This window comes from Pseudomonas sp. FSL R10-0056 (genome assembly GCF_009600105.1).
Classification (GTDB): Bacteria; Pseudomonadota; Gammaproteobacteria; order Pseudomonadales; family Pseudomonadaceae; genus Aquipseudomonas; species Aquipseudomonas bubulae.
In genome coordinates this window covers 34,712-52,775 of record NZ_WIWL01000181.1, presented here as the reverse complement: position 1 = coordinate 52,775, position 18,064 = coordinate 34,712, and the positions used below count along the sequence as shown (strand labels likewise).

Below are 18,064 nucleotides of genomic sequence, written 5' to 3'. Positions count from 1 at the left end.
GTCGCCCAGCAGCAGCCATTGGCCGGGTTCGTCCGGCATGTCCGGGATCGGGCACTGGCTCAGCTCACAGGCAAATCCTGGCTGGCCTATGCGCAAGCGCTGCTCGCCGACCAGCCCTTCAAGGCCCAGTCCAGGCACGCTGCGTACTTCTTCAGCGGCTTGCGCAGCGCGGCCAAACGCACGGGCAATCGGGTGCTCGGAGCGGTTTTCCAGAGCGGCCGCAAGGGCCAGGCAGTGGTCGCTGTCCAGCTCGCGCAAAGGGCGAATGGCCCGCAGCGCCAGGCGTCCTTCAGTCAGGGTGCCGGTCTTGTCGAAAATCACTGTGTCGATCTGGTTCAGGCCTTCGATCACATGGCCACGGGTCAGTAGCAGGCCCAGCTTGTGCAGGGTGCCGGTAGCGGCGGTGAGTGCGGTCGGCGTCGCCAGCGACAAAGCGCAAGGGCAGGTGGCGACCAGCATCGCCAGGACAATCCAGAAGGCCCGTGATGCATCAAGTTGCCACCACCACAGGCCGATACCCGCAGCAGCGATCAATGAGAACAGCAGGAACCACTGCGCGGCCTTGTCGGCAATCTCCGCAAGGCGAGGTTTTTCGCTTTGAGCGCGATCAAGCAGGCGCACGATGGCGGACAGGCGCGTGTCCTGGCCCAGCGCCATGACTTCAACGGTCAGCGCGCCTTCCACATTGAGGGTGCCGGCCGTGACGGCGTCGCCAATCTGCCGTGGTTGTGGCAGGTATTCGCCAGTCAGCAGGGATTCGTCGATGCTGGACTGACCATCCAGGATCTTGCCGTCAGCCGGCATGATTGAGCCGGGGTGCACCAGCACCCGGTCGCCGACCTTGAGTTCAGTCAGCAGAATGCGTTCGCTTTGCCCGTCAGCGCTCAGGCGCAGGCATGAGGCTGGCAGCAGGTTGACCAATTGCGCAGTGGCGGCGGCGGTGCGCTCGCGGGCGCGGCGCTCCAGATAGCGGCCGGCCAGCAAAAACAGGGCAAACATGCCCACAGCATCGAAATACAGCTCGCCGACGCCGGTGATGGCCGTCCAGATCCCGGCGATATAAGCACCGCCGATGGCCAGGGAGACTGACACATCCATGGTCAGGTGGCGGGTGCGCAGGTCGCGCATGGCGCCTTTGAAAAAGGGGGCGCAACTGTAGAACACGATAGGTGTTGTCAGAAACAACGCTACCCAGCGCAGGATGGTGTGCATCTCGGGGCTGAGGTCGATATTGAACTCTGGCCAGGTGGCCATGGTAGCCATCATGGCCTGAAACCACAGCAGCCCGGCGACACCGAGCTGGCGCAAGGCCAGGCGGTTTTCGCTGGCCAATTGTTCGGTGGCACGGTCGGCCTGGTACGGGTGCGCGGCATAGCCGATATGGCGCAGTTCGCTGAGGACTTCACTCAATGGCAATTGGCTATCGTCCCAGCGTACCTGCAGGCGATGGTTGGACAGGTTGAGTCGCGCTTCACTGACGGCTGGCAGATGGCGCAGGTGCTTTTCGATCAGCCAGCCACAGGCGGCGCAGCTGATGCCTTCGATCAGCAGGGTGGTTTCGGCTTGCTCGCCCTCATGTCGGACAAAGGGTTTTTGCACATCGGGGCGGTCATACAGCGCCAACTCTTCAACCAGTTGCACGGGCAGGGCTTGAGGGTTGGCGGATGCTTCACTGCGGTGCTGGTAATAGCTTTCGAGACCGCCAGCGACGATAGCCTCGGCCACTGCCTGGCAGCCGGGGCAGCAGAACTCGCGAACTTCGCCCAGAACAACGGCGGTAAACCGGCTGCCGGGGGGGACGGGCAGGGCGCAGTGATAGCAGGGAGCGGGAGTGGTCATGGTGCTCTATCGCGATATTGTGTCACCAGAAAATACGTCATCGCGGACAAGACCGCTCCCACAGGGTTCGCGCATCCCTGTGGGAGCGGGCTTGCCCGCGATGGGGTTATTTCGACTTGTGGTCTTCAGCGCCTTTAATGGGCTCGTCGCCCAGCAGCAGGTCCTTGTCGTGGCCGACCAGTTCTTCTTCGAACAGGCGCCAGGTCTTGCCATCTTCAACACCCAGCAGCTCAACAAAGCGGCGACCTTCAATCTTGTCATCCAGTTGGCCGATATAGCGACCCGGTTCCGTTGCGCTCTGGCTCAGGCTGACCTTGCGGTCTTTTTCCGGCTGGGTCGGTGAAATCAGGTTCAGTTCCAGCACTTGCGGCTTGCTGTTGCCCTCAAGCACCAGCACGACTTCGCCGGTCATTTCATCCAGGCGCAACTTGGCTTTGAGTTGCAGGGTCTGGCCCAGCAGCTCACGGTCCAGTGCCCGATTGATGCCTTTGCCCGCCTCGTAGTAATTATCGTTGACCAGGTTGTCCGGGTTGTTCACGGCAATGGTGACCATCGACAGGGTCAGGGTTACCGAGCAGGCCAGGATGGCAATGATGATCCATGGCCAGATGTGCTTGTACCAGGGGCTGGAAGCATTTGCTGCGGGCATGTCGAGTTCTCTTATCTGATTTGTGGGCCGATGAATCGGCTCTTGGCTTTAACGTTGACGTCGTTGTTGTCGGCGTCCTTGAGGATAAAGAACACCTCGTTGGTACTCGACGGCAGCTTCTCGGGGGCAATTGACAGCTCGACCGGCAGGCTGACGATATCGCCGGCCGCGACCTTGATTTCGCGTTTGCCCTGCAGCTTGAGATCCGGCAGGCCGGTGGCCTCCAGCACGTAGGTGTGGTCGTGCTGGTCCTTGTTCATGATCTTCAGGCTGTAGACGTTTTCGATCCGCCCTTCGGCGTTCTCGCGATACAGCACGCGGTCTTTGCTCACGTCGAAGCCTACCAGCGTGCGGGTAAAGAACGCAGCGGCCAGCAGACCCATCATGGTCAGCAATACCAGGGCATAGCCGATCAGGCGCGGACGCAGCTTATGGGTTTTCTGGCCGGAGAGGTTGTGCTCGGTGGTGTAGCTGATCAAGCCGCGGGGGTAGTTCATCTTGTCCATGATGCTGTCGCAGGCATCGATACAGGCCGCGCAGCCGATGCACTCGATCTGCAAGCCATCGCGGATATCAATCCCGGTCGGGCATACCTGCACGCACATGGTGCAGTCGATGCAGTCGCCCAGGCCCATGGCCTTGTAGTCGGCGTCCTTTTTGCGCGGGCCACGGACTTCACCACGACGCGGGTCGTAGGAAACAATCAGGGTGTCTTTATCAAACATCACGCTCTGGAAGCGCGCATACGGGCACATATAGATGCACACCTGCTCGCGCAGCCAGCCGGCGTTGCCATAGGTGGCGAGGGTGAAGAAGCCGACCCAGAAATACGCCCAGCCATCAGCCTGACCAGTGAAGAAGTCGATCACCAGTTCGCGGATGGGTGAGAAGTAGCCGACAAAGGTCATGCCGGTGACAAAGCCGATCAATAGCCAGAGTGTGTGCTTGCTGAACTTGCGCACAAACTTGTTGGCGCTCATCGGTGCCTTGTCGAGCTTGATGCGCTGGTTGCGGTCGCCTTCAGTGACCTTCTCGCACCACATGAACACCCACGTCCAAACGCTTTGCGGGCAGGTGTAGCCGCACCACACGCGCCCGGCGTAAACCGTAATAAAGAACAGGCCAAAGGCCGCGACGATCAGCAGCCCCGAGAGCAGGATGAAATCCTGTGGCCAGAAAGTGGCGCCAAAAATAAAGAATTTGCGTTCGGGCAGGTTCCACCACACCGCCTGGTGACCGCCCCAGTTGAGCCATACCGTACCGAAATACAGCAGGAACAACAGCGCTCCGCCGCCAATGCGCAGATTGCGGAAAAGCCCGGTAAAGGCGCGGGTGTAGATTTTCTCCCTGGCCGCGTACAGATCAGTGCTTTCAGCGGGTTTTTTGGCAGGTGGAGTGACGTTGTGTACAGGAATCTGATTGCTCATTAGTGCGTCCCACGGCAGTGGAAAATGCCTCGGTCAGTACGTGCCGACCGCGGTCAGAAGGTGTTGCGATAGCGTAATGATACCCCTGTGACTCTAGCTCAAGGGTGCGACCTTTGGTCGCGTTCCGGAAAATGGCAAGTTGGTATAGGAGTTGTAACAACTCATGACATGGATCAATTGACTTACACCTGCAGGTGAGTTGCGTTCTGGCCGAGTCAAAGCTCCCAAGGGTTGAGTACAGGGGCGCCGCTAAAGGCAAAGTCCCGGGTATTGCGGGTAACCACGGTCATGTCATGCACCAGTGCGGTGGCCGCGATCAGGGCGTCGCATTCATTGCTGCGGTCAGGCACATGCAGGCGGGCGCAGCGTCTGGCAACGGCGCCATCGACTGACAGCACGCGCCCGGCAAAAGCAGACATAACATGTACTTCAAGCCAGTTGCGCAAGGGGGCTGCCTGCTCCGGGTCGCGGCGCTCCAGGCGCAAGATGCCAGTTTCGATTTCCAGCAGGGTAATGGCCGAGATATACAGTTTGTAAGCCGGGACGCTGCGGGCCCAGGCCACCACTGCAGGGTCGGCCTGGGTTTTGCGCAGTTCAGAAACTACGTTGGTATCGAGCAGGAACATTAGAAATCCACTGGGCGCGGCGTGATGACTGCGCGTTCGGGTTCGAATTCAACCGGCGTTGTTTCGGGCATCACCAGCAGATCGACAATGCTGGTGTCCAGGCCGGTTAGCCGTTGGTACTCCTCCATGCATAGCAGTACATGGGCGGGGCGGCCACGGTCCGTGATGTAAACAGGCCCTTGTTGCGATGCTTTTTTGGCACCGCTTGTGTCCTGGTTGAATTCGCGGCTTGAAATGGTGGTGATGGTCATGGGCTGATCCTCCCCAAAAATACAATGTAGAAACGTTACTACCTTGTGGGTGCGTACGGCAATAGCTGCTGCAGCCCTGAAACAAAATGGCCCCGCCAACTGTCGTTGGCGGGGCCATTTTTTGCAGCGTTCAAACTAACGCGTTACTCGTCTGTCTTGGCTTCATCACCATGGGACAGGCTGTACACGTAGGCAGCCAGCAAGTGAACCTTGTCGTTCCCCTGCAGGTCAGCCTGGGCAGGCATCTGGCCCTGACGGCCGTAGCGGATGGTCTGCTGCAGTTGAGCAAAGCTCGAACCGTAGATAAACGCCCCCGGGTGAGTCAGGTTGGGTGCGCCCATCAGCGGGTTGCCCTTGCCCTCCGGCCCGTGGCAAACCGCACAGTTGGTCGCGTAGATTTCCTTGCCTTTGGCAGGGTCGGCTTTCGCACCTTCCGGCAGCTTGCGCCCGTCGAGACTGGTCAGCACGTAGGCGGCCACGTCGCTGACGCCTTGCTCACCGATCACTTCGGACCAGCCCGGCATGACCGCGTGACGGCCGGCCATAATGGTGGTCTTGATGTCGGCAGGCGTCCCGCCCCAGCGCCAGTCGGCGTCGGTCAGGTTGGGGAAGCCATAGGCGCCTTTGGCGTCGGAGCCGTGGCACACCGAACAGTTGGAGGCGAACAGGCGGCCACCCATTTTCAGTGCTTGCGGGTCCTTGGCCACTTCTTCAATGGGCATGGCGGCGAATTTGGCGAAGATCGGCCCAAACTTGGCGTCCGATTTGGCCATTTCCTTTTCCCACTCGTGTACACCGGTCCAGCCGGTCTGACCATTGGCAAACGGCGTCTGCTCTTTGGTGTCCAGGTACTGGTAGCCCGGCAGCAGGCCTTTCCAGTTACCCAGGCCCGGGTACAGCACGAGGTAGCCGAGGGCGAAAATGACGGTGCCCACAAACAGCATGAACCACCATTTCGGCATTGGGTTGTCGTACTCTTCGATGCCGTCGAACGCGTGGCCGACTTTCTCGTCGGTCTGCTCGCTGCGCTGGCCCTTGCGGGTGGCCAGCAACAACCAGGTCAGGGCGAAGATGGTACCCAGAGTGAGGACTGTAACGTACAGACTCCAGAACGTAGTCATTCTTTGTTACTCCTAGAAGCTTGCTCTTGCTCGACGTGCTTGATGGCTTCGGGATCATCCTTGAACGGCAACAGGGTCGCGTCGTCAAATTCTGACTTGCGTCGCGGGCTGAAGACCCACAATGCCAAACCGATAAAAGCCACCATCACGACGACAGTGCCCAGGCCACGAATCATCCCGATATCCATTCAGATCACCGTTTGCTTTTGATGATGGTGCCCAAGCCCTGGAGGTAAGCCACCAGTGCGTCCATTTCGGTTTTGCCCTTCACTGCATCCTTGGCCCCGGCGATGTCTTCGTCGGTGTAAGGGACGCCGAGCGTGCGCAAGACTTCCATTTTTTTCGCGGTGTCCTTGCCGTCCAGCTTGCGCTCAACGAGGAACGGGTAAGCCGGCATGATCGATTCGGGCACGACGTTGCGCGGGTTGTACAAGTGCGCGCGCTGCCAGTCATCGGAGTAACGCCCGCCCACTCGGGCCAGGTCCGGGCCGGTGCGTTTGGAGCCCCACAGGAACGGGTGGTCCCACACGCTTTCACCGGCAACCGAATAGTGGCCATAGCGTTCGGTTTCGGCACGGAACGGACGGATCATCTGCGAGTGGCAGCCGACACAGCCGTTGGCGATATAAATGTCACGGCCTTCAAGTTCCAGCGCGCTACGCGGCTTCATGCCCTCGACCGGGGTGTTGGTCACGTCCTGGAAGAACAGCGGAACGATTTGGGTAAGGCCGCCGATGCTCACGGCGATAACCATGAAGAAGGCCATCAGGCCGATGTTCTTCTCGATTGTTTCGTGCTTGATCATCAGTGCGCTCCAACTACAGCGATCTTGGTCGCCGCTTCAGCTTCTACCGGGTTCGAGGCACGCACGGTGCGGAACACGTTGTAGGCCATGAACAGCATACCGCTGGCGAAAATGGCACCGCCAAGGGCGCGAACAATAAAGCCCGGGTGGCTGGCTTGCAGTGCTTCGACAAACGAGTAGGTCAGGGTGCCGTCGTCGTTGATCGCACGCCACATCAGGCCCTGGGTGATGCCGTTGACCCACATCGAGGCGATGTAGAGCACGGTACCGATAGTCGCCAGCCAGAAGTGAACGTTGATCAGGCCGGTGCTGTACATCTGCTTCTGGCCATAGACTTTGGGGATCATGTGGTACATGGCACCGATCGAAATCATCGCCACCCAGCCCAGAGCGCCGGCGTGTACGTGGCCGATGGTCCAGTCGGTGTAGTGCGACAGCGCGTTGACGGTCTTGATCGCCATCATCGGGCCTTCGAAGGTCGACATGCCGTAGAAGGCCAGGGATACCACGAGGAAGCGCAGGATCGGGTCGGTGCGCAGCTTATGCCAGGCGCCCGAGAGGGTCATCATGCCGTTGATCATGCCGCCCCAGCTGGGTGCCAGCAGGATGATCGACATCGCCATGCCCAGAGACTGGGCCCAGTCCGGCAGTGCGGTGTAGTGCAAGTGGTGCGGACCGGCCCAGATATACAGGGTGATCAGCGCCCAGAAGTGCACGATGGACAGGCGATAGGAGTAGATCGGACGTTCGGCCTGCTTGGGCACGAAGTAGTACATCATCCCCAAAAAGCCGGTAGTCAGGAAGAAACCTACCGCGTTATGGCCGTACCACCACTGAATCATGGCGTCAGTCGCACCGGCATAAGCCGAGTAGGACTTGAAGAAGCTCACCGGCAGGGACGCGTGGTTGACGATATGCAGCATTGCCGTCACGACAATGAATGCACCGTAGAACCAGTTACCGACATAGATATGCTTGGTTTTACGCTTGGTAATGGTGCCGAAGAACACAATGCCGTAGGTCACCCAGACAATGGCCAGCAAAATAGCCAAAGGCCATTCCAGCTCGGCGTATTCTTTGGTGGTGGTGTAACCCAGTGGCAGGGTGATGATCGCGCCGACGATAACCGCTTGCCAACCCCAGAAGGTAAACGAGGCCAGCGAATCGGAGATCAGTCGTGTCTGGCAGGTTCGCTGCACGACGTAGTAGGAGGTGCCAAACAATGCACAGCCACCAAAGGCAAAGATCACAAGGTTGGTATGCAGGGGACGCAGACGGCCGAAGGTCGTCCACTCGAGGCCAAGGTTCAATTCAGGCCACACAAGCTGTGACGCGATGAAAACCCCGAGCCCCATGCCAAGGATCCCCCAGACCACCGTCATGATGGCGAACTGGCGGACTACCTTATAGTTATAAGCAGTCGGGCTGATTGCTGTGCTCATTCTAAGGTTCCACGGTTTAGGTATTTTATTAGGATAAAAATCGGTCGCAAGTATGTATAAAGCGTAGGGCTATTGCAACGAACCATGACCCCGGTCAATGCTTTCCAAGGCTTGTTCTGCGGCCTTTCCATGCGCGGAGTAAGGTCAAAGTGACCTCGCCAAAAACGCCGCATGCAGGGCAAAAGTGGAGGGGTCGAGGCGGGCGGGTTGAGGTGGGGGCAAGGCGCGGCAAACATCGTAATGCACGATAGCCGGTGCAAACCCACCATTGTGGCCCGTAACGCTGCCCTTCAACTTACCGGTTAGTTTCACTTGACGTGGCGCTGCACAGATCCGGCTCACACAAGCGTTGAGCTTAGTCCTGAATGGCGGGAGAGCAATGGCGGGGCTGAAAGAGGTGCGACACTTGGTCGCGCTTTGAGGCGGGAACTGCCGCACCAAAATGATGCGGCAGGAAATGTCCGGTAATTATTCGGCTGTTTTTTCCTCTTGATTACCGTGTGACAAGCTGAACACGTAGGCCGCCAGCAGCTGTACCTTGTCGTTGCCCAACAAATCGTTTTGCGCAGGCATGTGGCCCTGACGGCCGTGGCGAATGGTTTGTTGCAATTGCGCCAGGCTGGTGCCGTAGATAAAACCCGCTGGTTGGGTCAGGTCTGGCGCGCCCATCAGCGGCATGCCTTTACCGTTTGCCCCGTGGCAGGCCACGCAAGTGGTTTCGTAGGCTTGCTTGCCAGCCGTCAGATCGACAGTGGCGCCTTCAGGGAGGGGCAGGCCCGCCAGGTCGTGGCGTACATAGGCGGCGACGTTTTTGACTCCGTTTTCACCCAGTACTTCACCCCAGGCCGGCATTGCCGCGATGCGACCGCCCATGATGGTGGCCTTGATCGTGTCGGCGTCGCCGCCCCAGCGCCAGGTGTTGTCGGCCAGGTTAGGGAAGCCGAAAGCGCCCTTGGCATCCGAGCCGTGGCACACCGAGCAGTTGGAAGCAAACAGGCGCCCGCCCATTTTCAGTGCTGCCGGATCCTGAGCGACTTGTTCAACGGGCATGGAGGCATATTTGGCGTAGATGGGCCCAAATTTGGCGTCCGCCTTGTCCATTTCCTTTTCCCACTCATGTACACCGGTCCAGCCATTCTCATAGCCGGGCAGCAGGCCTTTCCAGTTGCCCAGGCCCGGGTACAGGATCAGGTAGCCCACGGCAAATACCAGCGTGCCGACGAACAACATGAACCACCATTGTGGCAGCGGGTTGTCGTACTCCTCGATGCCGTCAAAGCTGTGGCCCATGGTTTCGACCGTATCGCTTTTGGTCTCGCCCTTGCGCGTGCTGACCAGCAGCCAGGTCAGGCCGATCAGCGTGCCGATAGTCAGCACGCATATGTACAGACTCCAGAAGGTGGTCATGCTTTTTTACTCCTAGACGCTTGTTCTTTCTCGACGTGTTGAATCGCCTCTGGATCGTCCTTGAATGGCAGTAAGGTCGCGTCTTCAAACTCCGATTTGCGTCGCGGGCTGAACACCCACAGCGCCAGGCCTATAAACGCCACGGCCACCACCACGGTGCCCAGGCCGCGAATCATTCCACTACTCATCTCCAAGACCATGGCTCACCTCTTGCTCTTGATGGCAGTGCCCAGCACTTGCAGGTAGGCGACCAGAGCGTCCATCTCGGTCTTGCCCTGCACGGACTGCTTGGCGTTGGCGATGTCTTCGTCGGTGTAAGGCACGCCCAGGGTGCGCATCACTTCGAGTTTTTTCTCGGTATGGCTGCTGTCTACCGGCGAGGCCACCAGCCATGGGTAAGCTGGCATTTTTGATTCGGGCACGACGTTGCGCGGGTTGTACAAGTGCGCGCGGTGCCAGTCATCCGAGTAGCGGCCACCGACGCGGGCCAGGTCCGGCCCGGTGCGCTTGGAACCCCACAGGAAGGGGTGATCCCACACGCTCTCACCGGCTACCGAGTAGTGACCATAACGCTCGGTCTCGGCACGGAACGGACGGATCATCTGCGAGTGGCACTGCACGCAGCCTTCACGGATGTAGATGTCGCGACCTTCCAGTTGCAGTGCGGTGTAAGGCTTCATGCCCTCCACCGGGGTGTTGGTCACGTCTTCAAAGAACAGCGGGACGATTTGCGTCAGGCCGCCCACGCTTACGCACAGGATCATCAGCAACAGCATCAGGCCGATATTTTTTTCAACGACTTCGTGTTTCATTGCCAACTCCTCAGGCCATCTGCGCGGCGGCTACGACTTCAGCGGGCTCGGCGTTACGCACGGTGCGCCAAGTGTTGTAAGCCATCAGCAACATGCCGCTGAAGAAGATTGCACCACCGACCAGTCGCACGACATAACCTGGATGGCTGGCCACCAGAGTTTCGACGAAGGAGTAAGTCAGCGTGCCGTCTTCGTTGACTGCGCGCCACATCAGGCCCTGGGCAATGCCGTTGACCCACATCGAGGCGATGTAGAGCACGGTGCCGATGGTGGCCAGCCAGAAGTGCGCGTTGATCAGGCCCAGGCTGTACATCTGCGGGCGGCCGAAGATTTTCGGGATCATGTGGTACAGCGCGCCGATCGAAATCATCGCCACCCAGCCCAGGGCACCGGCGTGTACGTGGCCGATGGTCCAGTCGGTGTAGTGGGAGAGGGCGTTGACGGTCTTGATTGCCATCATCGGGCCTTCGAAGGTCGACATGCCGTAGAAGGCCAGGGACACCACGAGGAAGCGCAGGATCGGATCGCTGCGCAGCTTATGCCAGGCGCCCGAGAGGGTCATCATGCCGTTGATCATGCCGCCCCAGCTAGGTGCCAGCAGAATCAGCGACATCACCATGCCCAGCGACTGCGCCCAGTCCGGCAGCGCGGTGTAGTGCAGGTGGTGGGGGCCCGCCCAGATGTACAGGGTGATCAATGCCCAGAAGTGCACGATGGACAGGCGATAGGAGTAGATCGGACGTTCGGCCTGTTTAGGCACGAAGTAGTACATCATCCCCAAGAAGCCAGCTGTCAGGAAAAAGCCCACAGCGTTATGCCCGTACCACCACTGCACCATGGCGTCAGTGGCGCCACCGTAGAGCGAGTAGGACTTGGTGAAACTGACCGGAATTTCCAGGTTATTGACGATGTGCAAAATCGCCACGGTCACGATAAACGCGCCGAAGAACCAGTTGCCCACGTAAATATGCTTGGTTTTGCGCTTCATGATCGTGCCGAAGAACACGATGGCGTAGGCCACCCAGACAATGGTGATCAAAATGTCGATCGGCCATTCCAGCTCGGCGTATTCCTTGGAGCTGGTGTAACCCAGCGGCAGGCTGATGGCCGCCAGGACGATGACCAGCTGCCAGCCCCAGAAGGTAAACGCCGCGATTTTCGGCGAAAACAGGGTGGCCTGGCAGGTGCGTTGCACCGAGTAGAATGAAGCCGCGAACAGCGCGCAGCCGCCGAAGGCGAAAATCACCGCGTTGGTGTGCAATGGGCGCAGGCGCCCGAAACTGGTCCAAGGCAAATTGAAGTTAAGTTCTGGCCAAACCAACTGCGCGGCGAGAAAAACGCCGAGCCCCATACCGACGATGCCCCAAACCACCGTCATAATGGCAAATTGGCGGACCACCTTGTAGTTATAGGCGGTACTTGTAGAAGTGTTCATGGTTCCCCATCCACGGTTCAGGCGCGTCAAACGCACGCCTGGAGTTATAGGCAGACTAAAAGCGAGGCAAGCATGGTCGTAGCGGGCAAGGCCGGTATTGACGGGGATCAATGGGCGCAGTGCGTGCAGGACAGGGGCTGGCTGTGGAATGGCGCGTCAGCGGGTTCAACCGCGACCCTTATCCTGGCCCACGGCGCGGGTGCGCCGATGGACAGCAGCTGGATGAACGGCATGGCTGCACGCCTTGCTGCACGCGGGGTGAGCGTGTTGCGCTTCGAGTTCCCGTATATGGCGCAGCGCCGTCTCGATAATGGCAAAAGGCCTCCTAATCAGCAGGCGAAACTGCTCGAAAGCTGGCGTGAAGTTTTTACCGAGGTGCGACCGCATGTCGCTGGGCCATTAGCCATTGGCGGCAAGTCAATGGGTGGGCGTATGGCCAGTCTGCTGGCCGATGAGCTGCAAGTGGACGCGCTGGTGTGCCTGGGTTATCCGTTCTATGCCGCAGGCAAGCCGGAAAAACCCCGGGTGGCGCACCTGGCTGAATTAGCAACGCCGACGTTGATCGTACAAGGCGAACGCGATGCCTTGGGCAACCGCGAAGCGGTAGAGGCCTACACGCTGGCGCCGGGCATTGAAGTGTCGTGGCTGCTATCGGGGGATCACGACCTTAAGCCGTTGAAGGCCTCCGGGTTTACCCATGAGCAGCATCTGGATGCGGCGGCGGACCGGATTGCGCGGTGGTTGCAGCAACCTTGAACGATTTGTGGGAGCGAGCCTGCTCGCGATTGGATCGCTCCCACAAGGCTCAGCGGTTAAACCGCTCCACCAGCGAATACTGGGTGTTGACGGTCTGGGTCAGTTCTTCGCTGAGCAGCGCCGAATGCTGCGCCTGCTCTGAGGTCTGGTCAGCCAGGTCGGCAATGGTGCTGATATTGCGGCTGATTTCTTCAGCCACGGCGCTTTGCTCCTCGGTCGCTGCCGCGATTTGGGTGGTCATGTCGGTGATATTGGCCACCGCTTCGCTGATGCCCACCAGTGCCTGATCTGCTTCCAGTACCCGCGCTACGCCTTCTTCCGCCTGACGATGGCCAGCGTCCATGGTTTGCACCGCGGTGGCTGCTGTCTGCTGCAGCTTGGCGATCAGGCTGTGAATCTGCCCGGTCGAAGCGCTGGTGCGTTGCGCCAGCTGGCGCACTTCGTCAGCCACCACGGCGAAGCCCCGGCCCATTTCTCCAGCCCGTGCCGCTTCGATGGCGGCGTTCAGGGCCAGCAGGTTGGTCTGGTCGGCAATGCCCTTGATCACATCGACCACGCCGCCGATCTCGTCACTGTCCTTGGCCAGTTGCGTTACCGTGGCCCCGGTTTCACCCACCACAACCGACAGGCGCTGGATCGCTTCGCGGGTTTCGCCGGCAATATCGCGACCGCGACTGGTCAGACGGTTGGCTTCCTGGGTCGCGTCGGCAGTGCGCTGCACATGGCTGGCCACTTCCTGGGTGGTGGCAGCCATCTGGTTGACGGCGGTAGCCACTTGCTCGGTCTCGACGCGCTGGCGCTCCAGCCCGGTCGAGCTTTTGTGCGCCAGAATGTCGGACTGACGGGCCTGGCCGCTGAGGTGTTCGGCGGTATCCTGCAGGCGTGTCAGGCAGGTCTTCAGGCGCGCTTCCTGGCTCAGGATGGACATTTCCAGACGCGCTTGCGGGCCACGGCTGTCGGTGTACATCTGGGCAATCAACGGGTCGGAGGTGGTCTGCTCGGCCAGACGCAGCAGGCGTTTGACCCCGCGCTGTTGCCAGCTCAGGCCCAGCAGCCCCAACGGTATCGACAGCAGGGCTGCCAGGGCAAAACCCCAGCTCGAATTGAGCATGGCGCCAATCATGAAGCTCAATTGGCTGACCAGGATAAAGGGCAGCCAGTCCTGCAGCACCGGCAGCCACTTGTCGCGCTGAGGCACCGCGGATTTGCCGCGGTTGAGGCGTGTGTACAGGGCTTCGGCGCGGCGGATCTGTTCGGCCGTTGGCTTGACCCGCACCGACTCGTAGCCCACGACCTGCTCATTCTCGAAAACCGGCGTTACATAGGCGTTAACCCAGTAATGGTCGCCGTTTTTGCAGCGGTTTTTGACGATGCCCATCCACGGCGAACCCTTTTTCAGGGTGCTCCACATATGCTCGAAGACTGCTGAGGGCACGTCCGGGTGGCGCACCAGATTGTGCGGCGCGCGTATCAGCTCCTCACGCGAAAACCCGCTGATTTCCCTGAACGCATCGTTGCAGTAGGTGATCACGCCTTTGGCATCGGTCGTGGAAATCAACCGTTGTTGCGCGGGGAATGTGCGTTCGCGTTGAGTGATGGGCTGGTTGTTACGCATGTCGTTTCAATCCGCAAGACTTTGACAGGCTGTCGGCATGCTCAAGGAATTGTTTAATTTATATTTCAGGCATCTGGTCGTCAGGGGGTGAGCATCGGGTAGGTAAAAAACAGGAAATGCAGCACATTGAGGCCAAAGTGGGTGGCGATCGCCGCACCCAGCCCGCCAAAGCGGTAGGCCAGGCCGTAACCGACACCGGCCAGCCCGGCCAGTAGCATCCATTGCCAGCCGGCGGGTGCATGGGCCAGGCCAAACAGTATCGAGGCCAGCACCAGCGCAATGCTCTGCCCATGGGGCAGCAACTTGAACTTGCGGCTCAGTCCGCCCTGGATGTAACCGCGAAACAGCGCTTCTTCAACCAGGGTTACCAGCAGTAGATTATTCAGCAGCCAGAGGGTGCTCTGATGAGGCCATTTCGGTGCCCAGGCAATCATGCCCAACAGCATCGCTCCGCCCAGCGCCGTAATGGCGGCCAGGGCCAGACCCATTGCAGTGGCCCCCAGGCCTACCCGCCAGGCAAAGCGCGGTGCTATCCAGGGGCATACCAGCAGCAGCCAGAAGCCAATCAGCGGTTTGTCCAGATTGAAGTACATCGAGAAGGGCACGGCATCAGGGGTCAGTCGCGTGGGGGTGATGGCGCGACCGTTATGGAAACCTGGCAGCCAGTGCAAGGCCAGCGCCAGCGCCAGCAGCACAAACAAGGCATGCCCGGCATAGCGCAGCAAATGGCTTTTGTTCTGCACAACGGCAAACCCGCTGACAGTCAACAAGGCTAGCGCGATGAGGGTTTGAGCGCCTAATTGCCCGTAGCTGAGGGCAAGGCCGTAGCCCAGGGTCAGTAGTGCCAGATAAGGCCAGGGCAAAGCAACCATGTGAATCCTTGCAATCGTTAAAAAACACCCCGGATCCAGTCCGGGGTGCGCAAGTATAACGATTCGTGGCCCTGTGGGAGCGGGCTTGCTCGCGATGGCATCACCTCGGCCTTGCTGACAGACCGTGTAGTCCGAATCGCGAGCAAGCCCGCTCCCACAAGGTTGAGGTGCGTCTATGAAGCAATCAGCTGACGCAGCACATAGTGCAAAATCCCTCCGGCCTTGAAGTATTCCACCTCGTTAAGGGTATCGATCCTGCAGAGCACTTCGACTTTTTCCTGGCTGCCGTCCTCGCGGGTGATGACCAGGGTCAGGTTCATTCGCGGTTGCAGTTCGGTACCGGTCAACCCGAGGATATCCAGGGTTTCCTTGCCTGTAATGTTCAGGCTTTTGCGGTTCTGATCGAGCTTGAACTGCAAGGGCAGCACGCCCATGCCCACCAGGTTGGAGCGGTGGATGCGCTCGAAACTCTCGGCAATCACCGCCTTGACCCCCAGCAGATTGGTGCCCTTGGCCGCCCAGTCGCGGCTTGAGCCAGTACCGTATTCCTGGCCGGCTATCACCACCAGCGGAGTGCCTGAGGCCTGGTAACGCATGGCCGCGTCAAAGATCGGCAGTTTTTCACCGGTGGGGATGTAGATCGTATTGCCGCCTTCTTCACCGCCGAGCATTTCGTTGCGAATGCGAATATTGGCGAAGGTACCGCGCATCATCACTTCATGGTTGCCACGCCGCGAGCCGTAAGAGTTGAAGTCCCGTGGTTCTACGCCCTTGTCGCGCAAGTAGCGCCCGGCGGGGCTGTCAGCCTTGATATTGCCGGCCGGGGAAATATGGTCGGTGGTGACCGAGTCGCCCAGCAACGCAAGGATGTTTGCGCCTTTGACGTCGGCAATCACCGGTAGTGGCCCGCTGATTTCGTCGAAGAACGGCGGATGCTGGATGTAGGTCGAGTCCTCTTGCCAGACATAAGTTGCGGCTTGCGGTACTTCGATGGCTTGCCACTGTTCGTCGCCGGCAAACACCTCGGCGTATTCCTTGTGGAACATGCCTGTGGTCACCTGGGCCACGGCGTCGGCGATTTCTTTCTGGCTAGGCCAGATATCGCGCAGGTACACCGGTTTGCCGTCTTTTCCGGTCCCCAGCGGTTCACGGCTGATATCAATGCGTACTGTGCCCGCAAGGGCATAGGCCACCACCAGGGGTGGCGAGGCCAGCCAGTTGGTTTTCACCAGCGGATGCACGCGCCCCTCAAAGTTGCGGTTGCCAGACAGCACTGAAGCCACGGTCAGGTCGGACTGGGTAATGGCCTTTTCTATGGGTTCGGGCAAGGGGCCAGAGTTGCCGATACAGGTGGTGCAGCCGTAGCCCACCAGGGCAAAGCCCAACTGGTCGAGGTACGGGGTCAGGCCGGCGGCCGCGTAATAATCGGTGACTACCTTGGAGCCCGGTGCCAGCGACGTCTTGACCCACGGTTGGCGTGTCAGGCCTTTTTCGACGGCTTTTTTTGCCACCAGGCCTGCAGCCATCATCACACTGGGGTTCGAGGTGTTGGTGCAGGAAGTAATGGCGGCAATCACCACAGCGCCGTTTTTCAGGCGATAGGTATGGCCTTCGTAACTGTAGTCCGCTTCACCGATCAAGTCGGCATTGCCCACGGCAACACCGCCGCCACCTTCGCTTTCGAGGCGACCTTCCTCTTTTTTAGTTGCCGGCTTGAATTGCAGGCTGAGAAAGTCGTCGAAAGCTTGCCCGACATCGGGCAGTGCAACCCGGTCTTGCGGTCGTTTTGGCCCGGCCAGGCTGGCTTCGACGGTGCCCATGTCCAGGGCCAGGGTTTCGCTGAAAACCGGCTCCTGGCCTGCGACCCGCCATAGCCCTTGGGCCTTGCAGTAAGCCTCGACCAGTTTGACTGTGGCCTCTGGGCGGCCTGAAAGACGCAGGTAATCCAGGGTGATCTCATCCACCGGGAAAAACCCGCAGGTGGCGCCGTATTCCGGGGCCATATTGGCAAGCGTGGCACGGTCGGCCAGCGGCAGATCCGCCAGGCCATCGCCATAGAATTCTACGAACTTGCCGACCACACCCTTGCTGCGCAGCATTTGCGTCACGGTCAGCACCAGGTCGGTGGCGGTGATGCCTTCTTTGAGCTTGCCGCTGAGCTTGAAGCCCACGACTTCGGGGATCAGCATCGACACGGGCTGGCCCAGCATGGCCGCTTCGGCTTCAATGCCGCCCACGCCCCAGCCCAGCACACCCAGGCCATTGATCATGGTGGTATGGGAGTCGGTGCCTACCAGGGTGTCGGGGAAGGCGTAGGTGCGGCCGTCTTCATCCTTGGTCCAGACCGTGCGGCCCAGGTATTCCAGGTTCACCTGATGGCAAATCCCGGTACCGGGTGGGACCACGCTGAAATTGTCGAAGGCATTTTGACCCCAGCGTAAAAACGCATAGCGTTCGCCGTTGCGCTCCATCTCTATATCGACGTTTTGCTCGAAGGCGCTGGCGCTGGCAAACCGGTCGACCATCACCGAGTGGTCAATTACCAGGTCCACGGGGGACAGCGGGTTGATACGTTGCGGATCACCCCCGGCTTTGGCCATGGCGGCGCGCATGGCGGCCAGGTCTACCACTGCCGGTACGCCGGTGAAGTCCTGCATCAGCACCCGCGCAGGGCGGTACTGGATTTCCCGGTCGCTGCGCCGTGCCTTGAGCCAGGCGGCCAGAGCTTTGAGGTCGGGCTCGGTGACGGTTTTACCGTCTTCCCAGCGCAGCAGGTTTTCCAGCAGCACTTTGAGTGACATGGGTAGCCTGCTCAAATCGCCGAGTGATTTGGCGGCGAGGGCAAGGCTGAAATAGTGATAAGTCTTATCGTCGACTTTTAGTGTGGCTAGGGTGTTCAGGCTATCGAGGGAGGACATGAAATGACTCCTTTAGACGGATCACGTGGCACAAGCAGAGCTTCTAACCTAGCTCTGATTAGGGGCTGTGGCTAATAACTGGACTGTCT

Annotated in this window: 17 protein-coding genes; 1 reads left to right on the top strand and 16 read right to left on the bottom strand. The window is 59.6% G+C overall.

Annotated features, from left to right (window positions below):
* The 13 genes from GHO42_RS13495 to ccoN (GHO42_RS13435) all read right to left on the bottom strand — a co-directional run.
* A partial coding sequence (locus GHO42_RS13495) for a heavy metal translocating P-type ATPase (RefSeq protein ID WP_153384157.1) occupies window positions 1–1,839 on the bottom strand: 1,839 nt, incomplete at its 3' end.
* A 106-nt stretch (window positions 1,840–1,945) separates the two neighbouring features.
* Entirely contained in the window at window positions 1,946–2,488 is a 543-nt protein-coding gene (locus GHO42_RS13490) for a FixH family protein (RefSeq protein ID WP_153326542.1), read from the bottom strand.
* An 11-nt stretch (window positions 2,489–2,499) separates the two neighbouring features.
* The gene (gene ccoG, locus GHO42_RS13485) at window positions 2,500–3,915 is read right to left on the bottom strand and encodes a cytochrome c oxidase accessory protein CcoG (RefSeq protein ID WP_095002758.1); all 1,416 of its coding nucleotides are present in this window, start codon (window positions 3,913–3,915) and stop codon (window positions 2,500–2,502) included.
* A 215-nt stretch (window positions 3,916–4,130) separates the two neighbouring features.
* A complete protein-coding gene (locus tag GHO42_RS13480) occupies window positions 4,131–4,541 on the bottom strand; it encodes a type II toxin-antitoxin system VapC family toxin (protein WP_095002757.1) in 411 nt (136 codons plus the stop codon).
* Window positions 4,541–4,792 (bottom strand): type II toxin-antitoxin system Phd/YefM family antitoxin, encoded by a 252-nt coding sequence (locus tag GHO42_RS13475; RefSeq protein ID WP_095002756.1) that lies wholly within the window; start codon window positions 4,790–4,792, stop codon window positions 4,541–4,543. The genes GHO42_RS13480 and GHO42_RS13475 overlap by 1 nt, the downstream gene beginning before the upstream one ends.
* 143 nt (window positions 4,793–4,935) lie before the next feature.
* Window positions 4,936–5,913: a cytochrome-c oxidase, cbb3-type subunit III gene (gene ccoP, locus GHO42_RS13470; RefSeq protein WP_095002755.1), complete on the bottom strand. Its 978-nt coding sequence runs from the start codon at window positions 5,911–5,913 to the stop codon at window positions 4,936–4,938.
* Entirely contained in the window at window positions 5,910–6,101 is a 192-nt protein-coding gene (locus GHO42_RS13465) for a CcoQ/FixQ family Cbb3-type cytochrome c oxidase assembly chaperone (protein WP_003447209.1), read from the bottom strand. Before GHO42_RS13465 ends, ccoP (GHO42_RS13470) begins: the two co-directional genes overlap by 4 nt.
* Window positions 6,102–6,106: 5 nt before the next feature.
* Window positions 6,107–6,718 (bottom strand): cytochrome-c oxidase, cbb3-type subunit II, encoded by a 612-nt coding sequence (gene ccoO, locus GHO42_RS13460; RefSeq protein WP_016780305.1) that lies wholly within the window; start codon window positions 6,716–6,718, stop codon window positions 6,107–6,109.
* Window positions 6,718–8,160 (bottom strand): cytochrome-c oxidase, cbb3-type subunit I, encoded by a 1,443-nt coding sequence (gene ccoN / locus GHO42_RS13455; protein WP_095002754.1) that lies wholly within the window; start codon window positions 8,158–8,160, stop codon window positions 6,718–6,720. Before ccoN (GHO42_RS13455) ends, ccoO (GHO42_RS13460) begins: the two co-directional genes overlap by 1 nt.
* A gap of 468 nt (window positions 8,161–8,628) precedes the next feature.
* Window positions 8,629–9,567, bottom strand: coding sequence for a cytochrome-c oxidase, cbb3-type subunit III (gene ccoP, locus GHO42_RS13450; protein ID WP_095018988.1), 939 nt, complete (start codon window positions 9,565–9,567; stop codon window positions 8,629–8,631).
* On the bottom strand, window positions 9,564–9,755 hold the full coding sequence (locus tag GHO42_RS13445; protein ID WP_095002822.1) for a cbb3-type cytochrome c oxidase subunit 3: 192 nt from the start codon (window positions 9,753–9,755) through the stop codon (window positions 9,564–9,566). Before GHO42_RS13445 ends, ccoP (GHO42_RS13450) begins: the two co-directional genes overlap by 4 nt.
* 15 nt (window positions 9,756–9,770) lie before the next feature.
* Window positions 9,771–10,379 (bottom strand): cytochrome-c oxidase, cbb3-type subunit II, encoded by a 609-nt coding sequence (gene ccoO / locus GHO42_RS13440; protein ID WP_095002752.1) that lies wholly within the window; start codon window positions 10,377–10,379, stop codon window positions 9,771–9,773.
* Between the two features lie 10 nt (window positions 10,380–10,389).
* Window positions 10,390–11,814: a cytochrome-c oxidase, cbb3-type subunit I gene (ccoN, locus tag GHO42_RS13435; RefSeq protein ID WP_019826669.1), complete on the bottom strand. Its 1,425-nt coding sequence runs from the start codon at window positions 11,812–11,814 to the stop codon at window positions 10,390–10,392.
* Window positions 11,815–11,886: 72 nt separating this feature from the next.
* On the opposite strand from ccoN (GHO42_RS13435), the gene GHO42_RS13430 reads away from it, so the two are divergent.
* Window positions 11,887–12,570, top strand: a complete 684-nt coding sequence (locus GHO42_RS13430; RefSeq protein WP_095002751.1) for an alpha/beta family hydrolase — start codon at window positions 11,887–11,889, stop codon at window positions 12,568–12,570.
* Between the two features lie 49 nt (window positions 12,571–12,619).
* On the opposite strand, the gene GHO42_RS13425 is transcribed toward GHO42_RS13430, so the two are convergent.
* The 3 genes from GHO42_RS13425 to acnA form a co-directional block, all read right to left on the bottom strand.
* Window positions 12,620–14,185 (bottom strand): PAS domain-containing methyl-accepting chemotaxis protein, encoded by a 1,566-nt coding sequence (locus tag GHO42_RS13425; RefSeq protein WP_095002750.1) that lies wholly within the window; start codon window positions 14,183–14,185, stop codon window positions 12,620–12,622.
* A gap of 80 nt (window positions 14,186–14,265) precedes the next feature.
* Window positions 14,266–15,057, bottom strand: a complete 792-nt coding sequence (locus GHO42_RS13420) for a CPBP family intramembrane glutamic endopeptidase (RefSeq protein ID WP_153326540.1) — start codon at window positions 15,055–15,057, stop codon at window positions 14,266–14,268.
* 173 nt (window positions 15,058–15,230) lie between these two features.
* Window positions 15,231–17,975 (bottom strand): aconitate hydratase AcnA, encoded by a 2,745-nt coding sequence (gene acnA, locus GHO42_RS13415; protein WP_095020214.1) that lies wholly within the window; start codon window positions 17,973–17,975, stop codon window positions 15,231–15,233.
* Window positions 17,976–18,064: the final 89 nt, after the last annotated feature.

Bases quoted from the DNA above. Each gene is read 5' to 3' on its own strand.
- GHO42_RS13490 (WP_153326542.1), bottom strand. From the start codon at position 2,488: ATGCCCGCAGCAAATGCTTCCAGCCCCTGGTACAAGCACATCTGGCCA.
- ccoG (WP_095002758.1), bottom strand. From the start codon at position 3,915: ATGAGCAATCAGATTCCTGTACACAACGTCACTCCACCTGCCAAAAAA.
- GHO42_RS13480 (WP_095002757.1), bottom strand. From the start codon at position 4,541: ATGTTCCTGCTCGATACCAACGTAGTTTCTGAACTGCGCAAAACCCAG.
- GHO42_RS13475 (WP_095002756.1), bottom strand. From the start codon at position 4,792: ATGACCATCACCACCATTTCAAGCCGCGAATTCAACCAGGACACAAGC.
- ccoP (WP_095002755.1), bottom strand. From the start codon at position 5,913: ATGACTACGTTCTGGAGTCTGTACGTTACAGTCCTCACTCTGGGTACC.
- GHO42_RS13465 (WP_003447209.1), bottom strand. From the start codon at position 6,101: ATGGATATCGGGATGATTCGTGGCCTGGGCACTGTCGTCGTGATGGTG.
- ccoO (WP_016780305.1), bottom strand. From the start codon at position 6,718: ATGATCAAGCACGAAACAATCGAGAAGAACATCGGCCTGATGGCCTTC.
- ccoN (WP_095002754.1), bottom strand. From the start codon at position 8,160: ATGAGCACAGCAATCAGCCCGACTGCTTATAACTATAAGGTAGTCCGC.
- ccoP (WP_095018988.1), bottom strand. From the start codon at position 9,567: ATGACCACCTTCTGGAGTCTGTACATATGCGTGCTGACTATCGGCACG.
- GHO42_RS13445 (WP_095002822.1), bottom strand. From the start codon at position 9,755: ATGAGTAGTGGAATGATTCGCGGCCTGGGCACCGTGGTGGTGGCCGTG.
- ccoO (WP_095002752.1), bottom strand. From the start codon at position 10,379: ATGAAACACGAAGTCGTTGAAAAAAATATCGGCCTGATGCTGTTGCTG.
- ccoN (WP_019826669.1), bottom strand. From the start codon at position 11,814: ATGAACACTTCTACAAGTACCGCCTATAACTACAAGGTGGTCCGCCAA.
- GHO42_RS13430 (WP_095002751.1), top strand. From the start codon at position 11,887: ATGGTCGTAGCGGGCAAGGCCGGTATTGACGGGGATCAATGGGCGCAG.
- GHO42_RS13425 (WP_095002750.1), bottom strand. From the start codon at position 14,185: ATGCGTAACAACCAGCCCATCACTCAACGCGAACGCACATTCCCCGCG.
- GHO42_RS13420 (WP_153326540.1), bottom strand. From the start codon at position 15,057: ATGGTTGCTTTGCCCTGGCCTTATCTGGCACTACTGACCCTGGGCTAC.
- acnA (WP_095020214.1), bottom strand. From the start codon at position 17,975: ATGTCCTCCCTCGATAGCCTGAACACCCTAGCCACACTAAAAGTCGAC.